A 16,710-nucleotide genomic window follows, 5' to 3' on the forward strand; every position below is an offset into this window, starting at 1 on the left:
TATTTTAACATGAAGTTTCTTTTATGCTTACATTTTTTTACTCATTATTTCAAAACTAGTAATTTAGACATAAAAAAACCGCAGGAATAATCCTGCGGCCATTCTTATTTCTTTTTTAGGCAGTAGCTTCCTGCTCTCTAGAACTAACGTGCTTATCTTCACCTTTATCAACGATAACTGCACAAGCAGCATCCCCTGTAATATTAACAGCTGTTCTAAGCATATCCAATAGCCGGTCAACACCTAGAATCAACGCGATACCTTCTACAGGCAATCCTACAGAGTTTAATACCATTGCTAACATGATAAGTCCAACTCCAGGAACTCCTGCTGTACCGATACTTGCGAGTACTGCTGTTAAGATTACAGTCAGCATAGCACCAATACTTAAGTTAACATCATACACTTGTGCGATAAAGATCGTCGCAACCCCTTGCATGATAGCTGTTCCATCCATGTTAATCGTAGCACCAAGCGGCTGAACAAATCCGCTTACAGACTTGCGGACGCCAAGGTTTTCTTGAGCAGTTTTCATAGAGATAGGAAGTGTAGCATTTGAACTTGAAGTACTGAATGCTACAGACATAGCAGGCGCAAAACCTTTAAAGAACCAAAGCGGATTCTTCTTCGCAATCAGTGCGACTGAACCCCCATAAGTCACTACAGAATGAATGGCAAGAGCTGCAATAACGATAATCATATAGAGACCCATCGCTTTAATCGCATCCATACCCTGGCTTCCAATAGCTGATGCAATCAATGCGAAGGCACCGTATGGAGCAAATTTCATGACAACATTAACAAGGTACATCATAATTTCGTTACCTTGTTCTATTAAATTCATAATTCCTTTTGTCTTGCTTCCTAGCATTGTTAAAGCAAAACCAACAAATACTGAGAAAGCAATGATTTGAAGCATATTCCCATCAGCCATAGCCTGAACAGGATTCGTAGGAATAATTCCTAATAGAGTATCTGTAACAGCTGGAGCTTCTTGTGCTTCAAATTTTGCTCCTTCGGTTTCAAAGTCACCCACGCCAGGTTTAAAAATAAGTGCTAAAGCCATAGCAATAATGATGGCGATTGTTGTAGTAGCAAGGAAGAAACCGATAGTTTTTGCACCGATACGACCTAATTTCTTTGGATCACCTAATCCTGCAGTTCCTAGTACTATCGAGAAAAACACAATGGGTACAACTAGCATTTTAATTAAGTTTAAGAATAATGTTCCTACTGGTTTTAATACGTATTTATCCAGTGTACCGAAAGCATCTGGCATAGCTAAGTTAAGAATAAGGCCTGCAACTACCCCAAGTGCCAATGCAATCAAGATTTTAGTTGACAATTTCATAAACGCATCCCCCTTTATTAGAAAATTCTTACTATTGTTACTATAGTATGAGGAGTGTGTCCTAATACATGCCTAAATTTTATGTTTGCATATAAAAAACCACGAAAAAAATAGAGAGAAATTTTCCGTGGGGTTACACAGCAACACATAGACTTAGCCCATGTATAAGCTCTCTCTCCAAAAACGCTTACGAGGTTAGCTGTCGGATTAGGGAATTGAGAGTTATCCCTTTTGTGGTTGGTTCACAAATTCATCCCAGGCTTAGTGCCAAAGTTGTGGTTCCCCCGCTTCTTTTATTCAGAATAGAACAAAAGAATTCAGCGAATCATATTAATATGTTTTAATCTTATCAACATACATAAAAATTTGTCAAGATTTCTGAATGTGCTTATTTATTCCAGTTAAATGTTTACTCATGAAGGTTTTTCCAAAACTTCTTTTCTACCCCATAAGTACAAAAAAATAAGCGAATTATGTAAAAGGTTCTATCTTTCAGGGAGGTATTGTAAATGAGGATCGTATTTTATGAAAAAGGTGAGTTAAGCATTATTGTTGGTGCTTCAAAACTAAAGGGCGAATTAACGATTGAGCAGATAAAAAATGAAAGTGAAAAAAAAGCAAAAGAACTTGGTGAATTATTGGGCCGCGAAATTGGATTTCTAATTGATATGAATGGTAAATTAGACGCTCAATTGAAAAAATAAATGATAAAAAAAGCTGGACAAAATACTCGTCCAGCTTTTTTATTATGGTTTCCATTGATTATATACCCAGTTCCCCATCTTATAATATCCTCTGCGGTTGGGATGCAACGAATCGGCAAAATACATTTCTTTCTCAATATTTTCATAAAGTTCATACGTTGAAATGTATTTTGTCAATGTACTTTCTTTGCTTACTTCTATAATAGCTTCATTCCACGAACGGATAATTTCAGGAGCTGCAGGGTCATATTCTTCTCCAAAATAAGGATTATACAATCCGAGTACATACACTTGTGCAAAAGAGTTGTTTTCTCTTACTGTTGTTAAGGTTTTGGTTAAATTGTTACGTAGTTTTTCTTTTCCAAGAAGAAGCGGCTGTTGGGGCAGCTGACGGAAATTCCATCCTGCTGCGTGTCTAAAATCATTAGTACCAATAAATACGAATACATAGTCAGCTTGTTTTAAGGCTTTAATCACAACACCGTTATCCAGTTGCCTCAAAAGCTGATCTGATCTCTGGCCGCTGATACCAAAATTATTGACAATTACATTTCTTCCGGTTTGATTCTGTATATTTTGCCGAACTACCCCAATATATCCCGTTTTTGAGGGATCGCCAACTCCATATGTTAACGAGTCACCCAAAGCTGCGATTTTTATAGTATTTGTCTTTCCTGCACCTTCCGTTTTATCGAAAACTTGAAATACCGCAAATAGAAGGATAGCAAGAATCGCCCCTCCTAATAACCATTTTTTTGATACCTTCCTCACATTACGTCCTCAATTCTTGTTATTGTTTTATTACTTTTTACCATAATGAAGGAAAATATCAAGTATTGAATGTGCTGTTGAAAAATTATTTAATCCGGTAGTCTTCTGAAGTTTGAGGCGTATCTTCCCAAAGGTGCTCCTTATCATAGTGATAGGTATCTTTTTTCACAAATGAATGTATGAGCAATGCTACTCCTCCGCATAATAGACCTGCTGGTAATAGGGCGATCAAAAATCCTGTCATATTAATCCCCTCCTGTACCAAACTATATGAAAAGCAATGATCATTTATGAAACGAAGTAAAATTTTTAATCAATCATTACAAACAAAATAATAGGGTATATACGTATAGAAAGAATAAGACGGAGGTGCCTTCGTGGGGTTTTTATTCATATTACTTTACTTTGCAATAATCGCAGTCGTCATAGAAATTAACGTTCTTTTATTTACTCTGACAGGACTAAAGAAAGAGGTTGCCCGGTTTCAAGTCATTTCCATGTTTACTGCTACGGGGTTTACAACTGGAGAGTCTGAACTGATTTTAGGACACCCAATACGAAGAAGGCTGAGCACGTTCCTCATTCTTTTTGGTGTTTTTTCTCTCGCTGTGGTCATTTCTTCTATCAGCAATATATTATCTGATGAGTTCCGATCAATTGAACTTGGAATGATCGCTCTTTTCCTTATTATTTTTTATTTGATTTTAAGCGTCCCAAAGTTAAAAAACTTCCTTGAAAAATTATTTAAAAAGCATTTGCATAAGCAATATAACCTTAGTGATTTACCCCTCCGTGAAGTAATGTATTTTGATGAAAAAGATGTTGTGGTAGAACTTCCAATCCATGAAGGTTCATCTGTAATTGGAAAATATTTAAAAGATATAATAAAAAGTGAAGATGATCTGAACGTGCTTTTTATTAAACGAGGTGATATGACATTAAGGAAGGATAGCTACACAACAGAAATTCAAGAGGGAGATATGATCTACTTATATGGACATCTAGACTCTCTAAATAACAGGTTTGAAAAAGAGATGAAAGAATTAAAAGAGAAAAAGGAAAAAGAGGATCAAATTTAAAAAGGAGCAACTCGCTCCTTTTCATCATTAAGTTATGGTCAACGTATTTAACACTGTAAAATTAGGCGTATTGTTATTAAGCAATACTTCAATCTTTTGGGCTTCCATCGGCCTACAAGTGAAATAACCTTGTATTTCGTTGCAATTTTTTTCTTCCAAAAATCTATATTGCTCCTCCGTTTCCACACCTTCTGCAACAACATTCATTTTTAAAGCGTGGGCTAAAGTTATGATAGCTGTAGCAATGGCCGAGTCATCCGTTTCCGTGCCTATGCCCCGAATAAAGGATTGATCAATTTTCAAAGTATCGATTTGGAATTTTTTCAGATACCCCATTGAAGAATAACCCGTCCCAAAATCATCCAAAGCAAACTGTACACCCATCTTCTTTAGCTGCTCGATTGTATAAAGAATGGTTTCCTCATACTTCATTAAGGTACTTTCTGTAATCTCCAGCTCTACATATTCTGGAGGCAAACCAGACTCCATTAAAACCGCTTGAATAGAAGCCACTAAATCTCTTTGCAAAAATTGCCGTGCTGATAAGTTGATCGCTATCTTTATTGGATGGAGTCCTTTCTCGATCCAATCTTTTGTTTGTTTACATGCTGTGCGAATAACCCATGCTCCTATTTTGGTAATCAAACCCGTTTCTTCTGCAAGAGGGATAAACTCACCTGGAGAGATCATTCCCCACCGGGGGTGATCCCATCGAATCAAAGCTTCCAATGCAATAATGGTTTTTCTGTCAATCGAAAACCTTGGCTGATAATGAAGAAGCAACTCGTTATTTTCAATTGCTGCGTAAAGTTCATTTTCCATTAACAGCCTTTCATAACTGTTGCTGTCAAGTGTACTCTTATAATATTGATACGTATTCTTCCCATTTTCTTTAGCTCGGTACATAGCAAGGTCTGCATTTTTCAATAAAACCTTTGGATCATGGCCATCTAATGGATAAAGTGAAACTCCAATACTTGCAGTTATATGTATCATTTCGTCTTTAACAAAGATAGGCTTTGAAAAAAGCTCCAAAAGTTTAGCCATCTTGTATTTTAGCTTGTCCTGGTTAATATTTTCTAAAATGATGGTAAACTCATCACCACTCATTCTGTATACCCTGCCAAATCCCCGGGTAAAGTTTTTGAGCCTTAAAGCAACTTCTTTTAACACCAGATCACCAAAAGAATGACCGAGGGAATCGTTAATAAATTTGAAGCGGTCTATATCTAAAAACAATATTCCAAGCTGCTGCTTCTTAATTTCCGCTTTTTGAATATGCCCTTCAAATTCTTCTGTAAACGATCTTCGGTTCGGCAAGCCTGTTAACTGGTCATGATAAGCCATCTTTTTAATTAATTGCTCATGCTTGTTTCTTTCAGTTATATCCCTTGCTACAACCACTATGTTCTCAATTTCACCAGATTCCTTTAGAACAGGCATAGCTCTGGCTTCAATCGTGACATAATGTCCGTTACCATGAAGGTATCGAAACTGTACGCCTAAAGGTATTTTGTCCTTTAAAAGCGTTTTGAACTTTTCTGATACAACCTGAATATCATCGGGATGCGTATATGTAAGAAAAGAATTTCCGAGATTAGCTTCTGTTCCAAAGATTAGCTGATAAGATGGTGATGTGTATTTAACTTTGCCGGTTGTATCAAGTGTAACGATCAAATCAGTAATATTCTCAGTCATAGCCCTGAATTTCGCTTCACTCTTTCGAAGTGCTTCTTCCTTCTGTTTTTGCTCGATCGCCAATCCCGCCAGATGCGTAAAAGCCTCCATTGTTCCCCATTCTTTATCGTTAGGCACAGACGTTTTTTTAAAGTAAACGGCCAATATACCCAGCAGCTGATTAGAAGAGGAAAGAATCGGATGACTCCAACAAGCTCTAACACCATGAGCTAAAGCCATTTGTTTCTTCTTTTGATTCTTCAAATCTTTTTCAATGTCTGCTAGAATTACAGGTTTATAAGTAAATGCTGCTCTTCCACAGCTTTCCTCAGCCGGACTTATTTCAATCTGATGTATATCTTGAATGAATGATTCAGGCAGGTTAGCAGAATAGGCATATTCCAGTCTTCTATTTCGTTCATTTGCTAAATGTATACATACTTCAGATTGCGGCATCGCTGCTTCAAAATTTAAAGAGATGGCCTTAAACACATCTTGTAAGCTGCTCCCCTTTGCAATCATCTCTAAAATAAGTTTTTGGCCGATTAGCAATGACTCGGCATTTTTTTGTTCTGCATACAGAAGCCGGTACTGCTCTTCTGATTTCTCCAGTTTTTCGGCGATATTTTTCACTTCGGTAATGTCTTTAACAGAAGCAAGTAAATGTGTACATGTTCCTTCCTGGTTATGTATAGGAGTAAGATAAGTTACCGAAGTTTGAAGTTTACCATTCCTAATGGTCTCTGTCTGAACCTGTACAGGTTTTTGCAGAGCTACTGTTTTTTCATAGACAATCTGAAGTTCTGCAGCAAGTTCTTCCTCCAGAACTTCATCCATGTATTTTCCTATTACTTCTCTCGTAATACCTGCATAGTTCAGCGCTGAATCATTAGCAGCTGAATATTGAAACCTGCTGCCATCATCTAATACCTTCATTAAGAACATCATATCGAGAAACCCATTAAATAATGTATTCATTTCTGTTTGATCTTCTATACGAAACATGTTTTATCTCCCTGATAAAAGTTTATAAAACTATCAAAAAATTCTAATTTCTAAATTAAGTATAGTTAATTGTTATTTTTTTTACCATAAAAAATAAAACAACCCCCATACTTATTATGAGAGTTTTCGAATTGATAAGGAGTATATAAAAAAAGAACCCCTTATTTAGAGGTCCGACCGTAGTAATCTCTTATTTTAATTTCAACCTACTTCTTTAACTTTCATAGGAACAAAAGATAACAGTAAAGAAATGATGTTATTCAATTGTTCCGGAGTAATATGTATTCCATCGTTAGCCAATAATTCTTCTTTAAGACGTATAATATTATCCACTTCTTCAAGTCGCGCATCCGACAAGCAATGATCAATCGTATTTAAAAGCTCCAACAACTGATTATTTTTATTGGTAATGTAATATGTAGTGTTCACCAATAAACACCCCCCACTATCATTATTAGCGAAACTAAGGTCATTTTCCTACAAAAACAATTCGTCAAATGACGACATATCTTACTTTTTATGGATTTTAACCCATAATACCTAACTCTTTCTGTCGAAAAAGGTCGGATTAACAGGAAAAAAGTCCTATGAACATATTTTGTGTTAACATAAAAGTATTAGGAGTTTACATATGAGGTGTAAATTACTTTAGTTAAATAACTTTGATAATGAAGCAAATGGAGAGACATTAGCTTCTGTTTTTGTTTTATATACGAGTTTTTCAGGTTCAAAGAGTTTTGATTCTAAATATGAAGCAGGATTTTTTGCGAATTTTATTTGGTTAAAGATTTTCCTTAAGATACGGGCTGTATTTATAGCATCATCTAAAGCCCGATGTTTAGAACCCTCATAAGACAGTTCTATCGTTTGAAGTGCTCTAGACAATCCGTAACGGAACCCCTTTTCACTGTCATGCAGAATACTAAAATGAAATTGCAGATCATTGTGGTTGATGATCCATTCAATGTCTGTATGGTGGAAAGTAGAGTCAGTTATAAGGGCCCATTTATCCTCTGGTCCCCAAGAACACAAATAATATTCTTCCAATCCTACCCATGACCGGAAGCTTTCAATGGCTTCAGTGAAAGCGGGAGCGGACATTAAGTCTTTCTTGGTGATTCCAGTAAGGTTTGTGATCCGTGCATTTAATTTATCCATCTTCGGTTGAACAAAGGACTGAAACGTGTCAAGAAGAAGAAGTTCACCATTTACTTCTTTCATACGTATCGCACCAATTTCAATAACTTCAGACAATCTATTAGTCATCTCTAAATCGTAAACAATATATTGCATCCTCCACCACACCTGCCTTTCACTTTTCTTCGTTAGGTGAATGTCTCATATTATTGTAGATGATTTGTTAACAAAATGAAATATTTCCAAAGGTTTTATTACAGATGAACTGGTATAATTGCTTTATCTCTTCCTCAATTTTATCGTTATCATTATTTTATGATTATGTTCAGCTTAGATGTCATTCTATTCTCCAGACTCTATATGTTTCTTAATCTGTCAAACTTTTCATTTTCAATTTACTTTTTCTTTTGTTACCATTATTGATGTCTATTTTAAATAAAATGAATTTACATAATGAGGGATCTATCATGAAAAAATCTTTAATACTATTTATGTGTGCAGTAATCTTAATGTTTTCCGCCTGTTCTAAAGATGCTATACAAGAAAATGAAGCACCGGCTCAGACGGATACAGAAAATAAAAAAGATCAACCTTCAGAAGTTGCCGCTTCTGACCAAGATGAAGAAGAAACAGAAGAAACTGCAGCCAATGCAGATGAAGAAGGCACTTCCAAAGAAGATAATGCTGACGAAAACACTAGTGAGGAAGATAAAGATTACTTAACAAGTCATCATCAATTTGTTGCAAGCGAACTGACAAATCTTTCAGAAAAAGAAGTTAGCAGCATGTGGGGAGAACCCGTACGAACGGAAGAAATTCAATTCCGTTATTCCGGAACTTCTAAATTTGTCCCGGCAGTTGTCCACTATTATGAAAATGAAAAATATGCCGTTACGTTTGTAGAAGGAAAAGCTGCACGTCTCGTCTATTCAGTGATTGAAGAAGAGATCTTGTTTGATGATGAAAAAACAAAAGCTCTTGAACTTGCCGGGCTGCCAGCAGATGTTGAAGAAGCAACGGATACTGACACTGCCTTTGTATGGAATGATATTGGCGGCGTTTATGAGGTAACAATGTTTTCTAAAGGTGAATTTGCTGATTATCTTTATATCATTCTGGACGAAGCTTACAAATAAACTAGTAAACTAACATGTGTTTCTATAAATCCGCATTTATCACTGTTTCTATGCTTATCCTATTTGCATAACATGGAGTAAGGAGAGAAATCGGCTTCTCCCAGTGCAAGAAGAGGAGTGAAACCATGTCGTCGAGAGAGTACTGTTCTGATAGCTTTACGCTTTATGTAGTACTATTCGTGCTGCTCATTATTGTCGGAGCCGTTTCGTACAGCGGGAATTGCTGCGTTTATTCATATCCATGTCCTTACCCATATGGATATGCAGCAAACGTACCGGTCAGTGGTTATTGGAACGTATAATAGAAAAAAACACCATTCCTTCGGGAATGGTGTTTTCTTCTTTTACAGCTTTTCCCTCATGCTGTCTGCAATCGGCTCAACCTCTGACCCTACTACTACTTGGATGTTTTGATTATTAAGTTTTATTAAACCTTTTGATCCCGCTTTTCTGAGAGCTTCTTCATCAACCTTACTAATATCCTTGATCTGAAGGCGTAATCTTGTAATACAGTTATCAAGCTGAACGATGTTCTCTTTACCGCCTAGAGCTGTAATATACGCTTCCGCTGCCGTATCATATTTTGAATCGGTTGATGTACCCGTTGCCGCTGCTTCTGCAACGATTGTATCTTCATCTTCTCTTCCAGGTGTCTTCAAATCTAGCTTTACGATTAAATAACGGAAGACGGCATAATATAGAGCAAAATATACTGCACCTATTGGCAGCAGCAGCCATCCGTTTTGAGCGATTCCAATATTAAGAAAATAGTCGATAGCCCCCGCCGAAAATGTAAAGCCATGGTGGATATCAAACAATACTGCCACTGACATAGAAACTGCTGTTAAAGCAGCATGAACCACATAAAGCAGTGGCGATAAAAACATAAAAGCAAATTCAATAGGCTCAGTAATTCCCGTTACAAATGATGTAAGTGCCATACTGCCCAGCATTCCAGCAACCGCTTTTTTACGATGCTTTTTAGCTGTATGAACCATAGCTAAACAAGCAGCCGGTAAACCGAACATCATTACCGGGAAAAATCCTGCCATATAGAATCCTGCTTTAGGATCTTCTGCAAAGAATCTCCAAAGGTCTCCTGTGACCTTGCCATTCTCACCAGTGAATTCACCAAATACAAACCATAAGAAACTATTTAATACGTGATGAAGACCTAATGGGATTAATAAACGGTTGAAGAAACCAAATATTCCAGCGCCGATTGCTCCAGCACTTGTAATCCATGTTCCGACATTTTCTAGTCCCATTTGAATAGATGGCCAGATGAATCCAAAAACCAATCCAAGAAGTACCATCGTTCCTGCCGTTACAATTGGCACAAATCGTTTTCCGCCAAAGAAAGACAGCCATTCCGGCAGTTTTATATTATAGAACTTATTGTATAAGAGCCCTGCAATTACACCTGCTAAAATACCTCCCAGAACAGACATATCGAACTTTTCGAATCCTAATGTTCCTACCGCGATTGATTTAGCACCTTCAGTCAAAACAAAATAGCCAATTGCTCCTGAAAGACCTGCAGCGCCGCTTCCATCTCTGGATAATCCAACAGCAACACCTATCGCAAAAATTAATGCCAGATGTCCAAAAATCGCATTACCAGCCGCAGCTAAAAAAGGAATACCTAATAAGTCATCTTGACCAAACCGCAATAGCAATCCGGCTGCCGGAAGAACGGCAATCGGAAGCATCAGTGCACGGCCAATACGCTGTAAAAAACCCAACATACTTATCTACCCCTTTCACTCGTGAGTGTAGTTTTTAATCGCTTCTTTTAATCTTCCGTTATGCTGTTCCAAATGTGCTTTTGCTTCATCTGGTGAAACCCCTGTAATGAGCTGATAAATAGCCGCTTTCGTATTACCGTTTTGTTCGAGCAGCGCTTGTTCAGCTTCTTGCTCTGTTACTCCAGCTGCCTCCATAATGATATTTCTGGCGCGCTGTTTCAGCTTTACATTGGTAGGCTGAACATCAACCATTAGATTGCTGTATACTTTTCCCCACCTGATCATACTTGTTGTACTGATCATATTAAGGACAAGTTTTTGTGCAGTCCCTGCCTTCATTCGTGTTGATCCTGTAACCACTTCAGGACCTGTAACAACCGTAATACATGTATCTGCAGCATCTTCCATCGGAGAATTAAGGGAACAAACCACTGCAGCTGTATACGTTCCTTGATTTTTTGCATATTCCATTGCACCAAGACAATAAGGAGTCCTTCCGGAAGCGGCGATTGCTACAACAACATCTTTTTCAGTTACATTCAGTTTTTGCAAATCTTTCTTTCCAAGTTGTGAATCGTCTTCTGCTCCTTCAATAGCATGCTGAAGAGCATAATCTCCTCCAGCGATAAGACCAACTACCAACCTAGGATCTGTGCCATAAGTTGGGGGGCATTCTGATGCATCCAACACACCCAGTCTTCCGCTCGTTCCAGCACCTATATAGATCAGCCGGCCGCCATTTTCAAATGCTTCGACCACTTTTTCAGCAACCGCACCGATTTCAGATAATACAGGGGTGATACAGCTGACTACACCTAGATCTGCTTCGTGTATTTTTTTGACCACTTCTAAAGTTGAAAGTTCATCAATATTAATTGTGTCTGGGTTTCTTTTTTCTGTAGCCAATTTTGTTAAATCCATCACGTTCTCCCTTCGATGTTCATTAATAACTCTTGCTGATGCCATATATATGCTACTCACTCTAAGAAAAGATACCTTTGTCCCCCGGCGATCCACTTCAAACGTGACTCGCTTTCTTTTCTTACATATCCGGCAACATTCACTTTTGAACTGGCCGGAAGATTCTCTAAACAAATTTGAAGTTCGCCTGCATATCTTCCATATAGCTTATTGTCTACTGTAATCCAGCCTTTTTCGAACGTATCCCCTGAAGAAATCTCTGACTCATAAATCATGTTCATACTCCTTGATTCTACAGACCGTATAACATATTGCGCCGCATCCATCCTATTTGTGTGGAGGCTATTCAAAAGATGCTCATACCCTTCTTTAAAGGAAGCATAGATAGGAACGATATCATCAACTAAATAGCTAAATTCTTTCGCAGTCTCCTCTGAAAGGTTAGGATCACCTATGCAAATCTTATCCGTACCAAGTGCACGAAGTTCCAGTGCTGCTTCTATAGGTGAGATTCCTCTATGGTCCTCAATCGTAGGAAGACCATCATGTAATGGTCCTCTTAATCGATCATCTCCGGGGATAAAGCCCATTGTTTTTATCCCATAGCGGTGAAACAATGCATTTCGATCCTTTAATGCTTGCTTGGAGATACCTGTGAATGGTTTCGGATAAAAATTATGCCAGGCTTCGGATTGATTGGGCAGAAGTCCCTTATTCAGAAGTTCTGTAAGCTGAGCTTCATCCACTGTACTGGCGTTCAATCCGATTTTTAAAGAATGAGACAGCCAAGCGATCTGCTTAGCTGTAAACCCATAATCCATTCTGACGCCAGAGATACCCCAGTCTTTTAGCAATGGAAGTTCTTCAAACCTCAGACCTAATCGTTCAAGTGAAGAAGGTGAAACATCAGCCATCACTTCCATGTGAGTCTCTTGTGCCCATTCACCCAGCTGTTTAACTTTTTTAACGAAAGAGATATCCTTTTCTTCCGGAATATGAAGGGAAGTAAAAATATATTGAAACCCTGCTGTTGCGGCATTTTGAATCCAGTTTTGATTGAAAGTGTCAGATTCACTTAAATAAATAGAAATTCCATAACACAAAAGCTGATCACTCCTGATTAGATGTCTTTTGCCATACTTTCTTTAAATCCAAACATCCATGTGAACAAGAATCCAAAGATGTAAGCGACGACTAAACCTACTAAATATAGAACCATCTGATTCGTGTGAACTAAGAAAACAAGCGGTATTCCAGATACGCCTATCGCTATTGTTGCGATTTTAAAGAATGCCTGGAACGCTCCTCCAACAGCTGCTCCTAAGCATGCTGTTAAGAAAGGACGTCCCAGCGGGAGTGTAACACCAAATATCAATGGTTCACCGATACCCAGCATACCAACTGGCAGTCCGCCTTTAATAACTCTGCGAAGTCTTTGGTTTTTCGTTTTAAAGTAAATGGCGAACGCAGCACCTACTTGACCTGCACCACCCATAGCAAGAATCGGCAATAACGGATCATCACCGATTGTATTAATCAGTTCCATGTGAACCGGAGTTAAACCTTGATGAAGCCCTGTTACAACCAGCGGCAAGAATGTACCGGCCAGGATAAGTCCAGAGAAAATACCGCCGATATCAATTAAATTTAATAGTCCTTTCGTGATAATATCTGACAAAAATCCGCCTACTGGCTGAAGAACATAGAGTGTTGCAAATCCTGTGATTAATAAAGCAAGTGTAGGTGTAACAATAATATCAATGGCAGCCGGAACGAACTTACGGATTCGCTTTTCTAACCATGCGATTAATACAGCTGCGAGCATAACCCCGATCAAACCACCTCGGCCTACAACTAGCGGATCACCAAAAAGAGTGATGTTTGCAAGGCCAGGGTTTATGATCAGAATACCTGCCGCACCGCCTAGTGCTGGAGTTCCACCAAATTCTTTCGCAGTGTTAATACCTACAAATACTGCTAGATAGCTGAATACTCCCCATCCGATCAAACTCAGCATTTGAATGAATGAAGATTCTGGGTCTGCACCCATTCTTATTGCCACGTTGGTAATCCCTGCAATCAATCCAGAAGCTACGATAGCTGGAATAAGCGGGATGAAGATACTTGCAATCTTTCTTAAAAATTGTTTAAAAGGTGTAGCATTCTTCTTATTGATAGCATCCTTGTTCATGCGAGCCATCTGCTCTAAGTCCATTGGGTTTGTTTCGTCTACTGAATGAATATTCATTCCTGTTTCTTCACTCATAGCAAGAGTGACACGGTTTACGATTCCAGGGCCGACAATGATTTGCAATGTATCATCTTCTACGACACCCAAAACACCATCCACATCTTTTAAACCTGTCAGATCTGCTTTTGACGGGTCATGTAAATTCACCCTAATTCTAGTCATACAATGCATCAATGTCTGGATATTGGATGCGCCACCCAGCTTTTCAATGATGCTATGAGCCATTTGCTGCTCTTTCCCCATTTTTTTCTTCCCCCTTCACGTAAACGCTTTCATTTTTTTATATAAAACGCTTTTTTAGCGCTTCATATCGATCATAAATTTGTAGCGGTCACCCCTATAAACGGAATGAACCACTTCAAGCGGCTTACCAGTAGTTAAGTAGGTTTGTCTTTGTATCAGCAGAACAGGAGCTCCTTTTGCAATCTCCAGAATTTCACTTTCTGCCTCACGTGCAATAGAAGCTTCTAAACTTTGATTAGCGAAATCGATGTAATAACCTGCATTCTCTACTTGAGAGTACAAAGAACCTTCCTTGATATGAATCTCTTTTAAATCGATAAGCTTTACTGGAACAACTGTAGTTTCAATTGCCATCGGTACTTCATTCGCAAGACGGACACGTTTTATCTCATAAACTTCTTCATTTTGTAAGATCTCCAAGGCCTTTGCAAGCTGATGATTAGCCTTAATCGTTTGAAAAGATACTAGCTTTGAAGCGGGTTTATATCCTCTTGCTTTCATATCTTCTGTAAAACTAGTAAGACCTAATAGTTTTTGCTCAATTTTTTTTCCAGAGACGAAAGTTCCTTTACCTTTTCGCCTTGTTAAATAACCGTCGTTTACTAGATTGTTAATAGCCTGACGGACAGTCATCCGGCTTACTTCATATTTCTCAGCAAACTCTCTTTCAGAGGAGATCATGCTGCCTGACTCCCATTCTCCTTTATCGATCTTCTGCTTGATCGCCTCTTCAATTTGATAATAAAGTGGCAGTGGTGATGTTTTATCAATCATAAAAATGGGTCAACTCTCCTTATCTAGAAGCTTTCTTGCACCTTTATCCGCGAGCACCGTAACATTTAGATGCTGATTTAAAGCTGTTGCGGGAATGTCTTTATTTAATGATCCATTAAATAGCTCTTTAACAGCATTTGCTTTTCTTTCACCAATAGCTAGAAGCAGAATTTCTTTGCTTTCAAGAATGGTTCCGATTCCCATAGTGATGGCTTCTTTTGGTTGCTCAATCCCAGCAAAATACTTTGCATTTGCCTGAAGTGTTGAATCTGTAAGCTGTACAACATGCGTTCTCGAATCAAATTTTGTTCCGGGTTCATTAAACCCGATATGTCCGTTCTCACCGATTCCTAAAACTTGGAGATCGATACCGCCAAGTTTCTTTATCAATTGTTCATATTTTTTGCACTCATCTTCTAAACTCGCGGCCAACCCGTCTGGAAGATGAGTTTGATCACTAGGAATATCAACATGCTGGAATAAATACTGCTCCATGTATGTGTGATAAGTTACGGAACCAACGTATTCATCCAGATTAACGGTGTGTATATGCTTAAAAGATTGCTTACACTCCTTACTATATTTCGTAAGGAAGCGGTACATGCCTAGTGGCGTTTTCCCTGTTGCGAGGCCCAGAACCAACCTGTCAGAAGCTTTTACTTTCGCAAATAATATCTCTGCTGCCATTCTGCTAAGTTCTTCTTCATCTGAAACCGCTATGAGTTTCAAACTTTTTCCTCCTTTCGCTGATACGCCATCTTCCCGCGGCAAAAAGTCATATACACATTAAAATCATCTGTTAATACTGTGATATCCGCATCTTTTCCTTTCGATAGGCTGCCTTTTCTGTCAAAAATGTTTAATTCCTTCGCAGCATTCACGCTTGTCATTTTGACGATATCTGCAATCGAACAATTCGTGAATTTCAGCATGTTTTTCACTGCTTCATTCATGCTAAGAATACTTCCTGCAAGGGTACCATCTTCTAAATAAGCTTTTTTATTTTCAACAGTTACTTTCTGTCCCCCCAACGTATACGTACCATCACCTAACCCTTTTGCACGCATGGAATCTGTAATAAGAATCGTCCGATCTGGTCCAGTTGATTGGTACGCGAGATTTATCATCTCAGGGCTAGCGTGCACACCGTCAACAATCATCTCCACATTTAGCTCTTCTTGTATAAGTGCAGCACCAGCTACTCCCGGGTCTCGATGATGCATTCCTCTCATTCCATTAAATAGATGAGTAACATGAGAAATACCTGCTTCCATTCCTTCTTTAACCTCTTGAAACGTACTGTCACTATGTCCGATAGAAGCTATTATACTATTACGAGTTAAATAGCTGGCCAATTCATGTCCCTCCTCCATCTCTGGAGCGAGTGTTACTAACCTAATCTTGTTTTTAGCTAGCTTTTGCCAATGTTTAAAAAGGTCTAAATCCGGCATCTTAATATATTCTTTTGGCTGTGCTCCCGCCCGCTTTGGAGAAATAAATGGTCCCTCAAGATGAATACCGATAATTTCTGCAGTTCCAGATTTTTGTTTTTCGATAAATTCAGCTGATTGAGTGAGTGCTCTTTCAATATGATGAATGTTTTCAGTCATCGTAGTAGCCAAAAATGAGGTTGTTCCTTCCTTTGGTAAGGTTTGTGACATTTTTAACAGAGCATCCTCAGTTCCATCCATTACATCTGCACCTGCAGCTCCATGAATATGAAGGTCAATCATTCCTGGAATCATTATTGATCTGCATGGCATCCCATAAGTTTCCATTTCCTCCCCGTTGGATAATGGATTCACTCTGCCAGCGTATATTATTTTTTCATCTTGTATTAAAAGATAGCCATCTTTAACGAGTAAACTATTTTCGTCTATATAATCTCCATGTAATAACTTTGGCTTCATGTC

Annotated in this window: 17 protein-coding genes and 1 riboswitch; of the genes, 4 read left to right on the forward strand and 13 right to left on the reverse strand. The window is 38.3% G+C overall.

What is annotated here, in order from left to right:
* Positions 1–115 precede the first annotated feature (115 nt).
* Positions 116–1,351 carry a dicarboxylate/amino acid:cation symporter gene (locus tag M3196_RS05520; RefSeq protein ID WP_251321216.1) on the reverse strand — a complete coding sequence of 412 codons (1,236 nt, stop codon included), beginning with the start codon at positions 1,349–1,351 and terminating at the stop codon, positions 116–118.
* A 169-nt stretch (positions 1,352–1,520) separates the two neighbouring features.
* A riboswitch (cyclic di-AMP (ydaO/yuaA leader) is annotated at positions 1,521–1,684 on the reverse strand.
* Positions 1,685–1,860: 176 nt separating this feature from the next.
* On the opposite strand from M3196_RS05520, the gene M3196_RS05525 reads away from it, so the two are divergent.
* Positions 1,861–2,055: a hypothetical protein gene (locus M3196_RS05525; RefSeq protein WP_251321217.1), complete on the forward strand. Its 195-nt coding sequence runs from the start codon at positions 1,861–1,863 to the stop codon at positions 2,053–2,055.
* Positions 2,056–2,097: 42 nt separating this feature from the next.
* Here the strand turns inward: M3196_RS05525 and M3196_RS05530 are convergent, their stop codons facing one another.
* Together M3196_RS05530 and M3196_RS05535 are read right to left on the reverse strand one after the other, a co-directional pair.
* The gene (locus M3196_RS05530; RefSeq protein WP_251321218.1) at positions 2,098–2,826 is read right to left on the reverse strand and encodes a GDSL-type esterase/lipase family protein; all 729 of its coding nucleotides are present in this window, start codon (positions 2,824–2,826) and stop codon (positions 2,098–2,100) included.
* Positions 2,827–2,911: 85 nt separating this feature from the next.
* Positions 2,912–3,070, reverse strand: coding sequence for a hypothetical protein (locus tag M3196_RS05535; protein WP_251321219.1), 159 nt, complete (start codon positions 3,068–3,070; stop codon positions 2,912–2,914).
* Positions 3,071–3,203: 133 nt separating this feature from the next.
* On the opposite strand from M3196_RS05535, the gene M3196_RS22080 reads away from it, so the two are divergent.
* Positions 3,204–3,905 carry a TrkA C-terminal domain-containing protein gene (locus M3196_RS22080; RefSeq protein ID WP_251321220.1) on the forward strand — a complete coding sequence of 234 codons (702 nt, stop codon included), beginning with the start codon at positions 3,204–3,206 and terminating at the stop codon, positions 3,903–3,905.
* Positions 3,906–3,932: 27 nt separating this feature from the next.
* Here the strand turns inward: M3196_RS22080 and M3196_RS05545 are convergent, their stop codons facing one another.
* The 3 genes from M3196_RS05545 to M3196_RS05555 form a co-directional block, all read right to left on the reverse strand.
* Positions 3,933–6,587, reverse strand: a complete 2,655-nt coding sequence (locus tag M3196_RS05545; RefSeq protein ID WP_251321221.1) for a bifunctional diguanylate cyclase/phosphodiesterase — start codon at positions 6,585–6,587, stop codon at positions 3,933–3,935.
* Between the two features lie 201 nt (positions 6,588–6,788).
* On the reverse strand, positions 6,789–7,016 hold the full coding sequence (locus M3196_RS05550; RefSeq protein WP_251321222.1) for a hypothetical protein: 228 nt from the start codon (positions 7,014–7,016) through the stop codon (positions 6,789–6,791).
* 219 nt (positions 7,017–7,235) lie between these two features.
* Positions 7,236–7,880, reverse strand: a complete 645-nt coding sequence (locus M3196_RS05555) for a 3'-5' exonuclease (protein ID WP_251321223.1) — start codon at positions 7,878–7,880, stop codon at positions 7,236–7,238.
* Positions 7,881–8,191: 311 nt separating this feature from the next.
* Here M3196_RS05555 and M3196_RS05560 point away from each other — a divergent pair, with 311 nt between their 5' ends.
* Positions 8,192–8,860 carry a hypothetical protein gene (locus tag M3196_RS05560; RefSeq protein ID WP_251321224.1) on the forward strand — a complete coding sequence of 223 codons (669 nt, stop codon included), beginning with the start codon at positions 8,192–8,194 and terminating at the stop codon, positions 8,858–8,860.
* Positions 8,861–8,985: 125 nt separating this feature from the next.
* Positions 8,986–9,162 (forward strand): YjcZ family sporulation protein, encoded by a 177-nt coding sequence (locus M3196_RS05565; RefSeq protein ID WP_251321225.1) that lies wholly within the window; start codon positions 8,986–8,988, stop codon positions 9,160–9,162.
* A 42-nt stretch (positions 9,163–9,204) separates the two neighbouring features.
* Here M3196_RS05565 and nagE read toward each other — a convergent pair whose 3' ends face one another.
* Genes nagE through nagA form a run of 7 tightly spaced genes read right to left on the reverse strand, consistent with a single transcriptional unit; the run spans position 9,205 to position 16,707 of the window.
* Positions 9,205–10,608 (reverse strand): N-acetylglucosamine-specific PTS transporter subunit IIBC, encoded by a 1,404-nt coding sequence (nagE, locus tag M3196_RS05570; RefSeq protein WP_251321226.1) that lies wholly within the window; start codon positions 10,606–10,608, stop codon positions 9,205–9,207.
* A gap of 15 nt (positions 10,609–10,623) precedes the next feature.
* Positions 10,624–11,529 carry an N-acetylmuramic acid 6-phosphate etherase gene (murQ, locus tag M3196_RS05575; RefSeq protein WP_251321227.1) on the reverse strand — a complete coding sequence of 302 codons (906 nt, stop codon included), beginning with the start codon at positions 11,527–11,529 and terminating at the stop codon, positions 10,624–10,626.
* A gap of 56 nt (positions 11,530–11,585) precedes the next feature.
* Positions 11,586–12,632 (reverse strand): DUF871 domain-containing protein, encoded by a 1,047-nt coding sequence (locus M3196_RS05580; RefSeq protein ID WP_251321228.1) that lies wholly within the window; start codon positions 12,630–12,632, stop codon positions 11,586–11,588.
* 17 nt (positions 12,633–12,649) lie between these two features.
* Positions 12,650–14,023 carry a PTS transporter subunit EIIC gene (locus tag M3196_RS05585; RefSeq protein WP_251321229.1) on the reverse strand — a complete coding sequence of 458 codons (1,374 nt, stop codon included), beginning with the start codon at positions 14,021–14,023 and terminating at the stop codon, positions 12,650–12,652.
* A 54-nt stretch (positions 14,024–14,077) separates the two neighbouring features.
* Positions 14,078–14,797, reverse strand: a complete 720-nt coding sequence (locus M3196_RS05590; RefSeq protein WP_251321230.1) for a GntR family transcriptional regulator — start codon at positions 14,795–14,797, stop codon at positions 14,078–14,080.
* A 9-nt stretch (positions 14,798–14,806) separates the two neighbouring features.
* Positions 14,807–15,526: a glucosamine-6-phosphate deaminase gene (gene nagB / locus M3196_RS05595; protein ID WP_251321231.1), complete on the reverse strand. Its 720-nt coding sequence runs from the start codon at positions 15,524–15,526 to the stop codon at positions 14,807–14,809.
* Positions 15,523–16,707 carry an N-acetylglucosamine-6-phosphate deacetylase gene (gene nagA, locus M3196_RS05600; RefSeq protein ID WP_251321232.1) on the reverse strand — a complete coding sequence of 395 codons (1,185 nt, stop codon included), beginning with the start codon at positions 16,705–16,707 and terminating at the stop codon, positions 15,523–15,525. Before nagA ends, nagB begins: the two co-directional genes overlap by 4 nt.
* Between the last annotated feature and the right edge of the window lie 3 nt (positions 16,708–16,710).

The sequence above is a fragment of the Fictibacillus nanhaiensis genome (assembly GCF_023715445.1).
GTDB lineage: Bacteria > Bacillota > Bacilli > Bacillales > Fictibacillaceae > Fictibacillus > Fictibacillus nanhaiensis_D.

Excerpts from the sequence above, each read along its gene's own strand:
- murQ (WP_251321227.1), bottom strand. The coding sequence starts at position 11,529 with ATGGATTTAACAAAATTGGCTACAGAAAAAAGAAACCCAGACACAATT.
- M3196_RS05565 (WP_251321225.1), top strand. The coding sequence starts at position 8,986 with ATGTCGTCGAGAGAGTACTGTTCTGATAGCTTTACGCTTTATGTAGTA.
- M3196_RS05555 (WP_251321223.1), bottom strand. The coding sequence starts at position 7,880 with ATGCAATATATTGTTTACGATTTAGAGATGACTAATAGATTGTCTGAA.
- M3196_RS05545 (WP_251321221.1), bottom strand. The coding sequence starts at position 6,587 with ATGTTTCGTATAGAAGATCAAACAGAAATGAATACATTATTTAATGGG.
- nagA (WP_251321232.1), bottom strand. The coding sequence starts at position 16,707 with ATGAAGCCAAAGTTATTACATGGAGATTATATAGACGAAAATAGTTTA.
- M3196_RS05590 (WP_251321230.1), bottom strand. The coding sequence starts at position 14,797 with ATGATTGATAAAACATCACCACTGCCACTTTATTATCAAATTGAAGAG.
- M3196_RS05520 (WP_251321216.1), bottom strand. The coding sequence starts at position 1,351 with ATGAAATTGTCAACTAAAATCTTGATTGCATTGGCACTTGGGGTAGTT.
- nagE (WP_251321226.1), bottom strand. The coding sequence starts at position 10,608 with ATGTTGGGTTTTTTACAGCGTATTGGCCGTGCACTGATGCTTCCGATT.
- M3196_RS05560 (WP_251321224.1), top strand. The coding sequence starts at position 8,192 with ATGAAAAAATCTTTAATACTATTTATGTGTGCAGTAATCTTAATGTTT.
- M3196_RS05585 (WP_251321229.1), bottom strand. The coding sequence starts at position 14,023 with ATGGGGAAAGAGCAGCAAATGGCTCATAGCATCATTGAAAAGCTGGGT.
- M3196_RS05525 (WP_251321217.1), top strand. The coding sequence starts at position 1,861 with ATGAGGATCGTATTTTATGAAAAAGGTGAGTTAAGCATTATTGTTGGT.
- M3196_RS05535 (WP_251321219.1), bottom strand. The coding sequence starts at position 3,070 with ATGACAGGATTTTTGATCGCCCTATTACCAGCAGGTCTATTATGCGGA.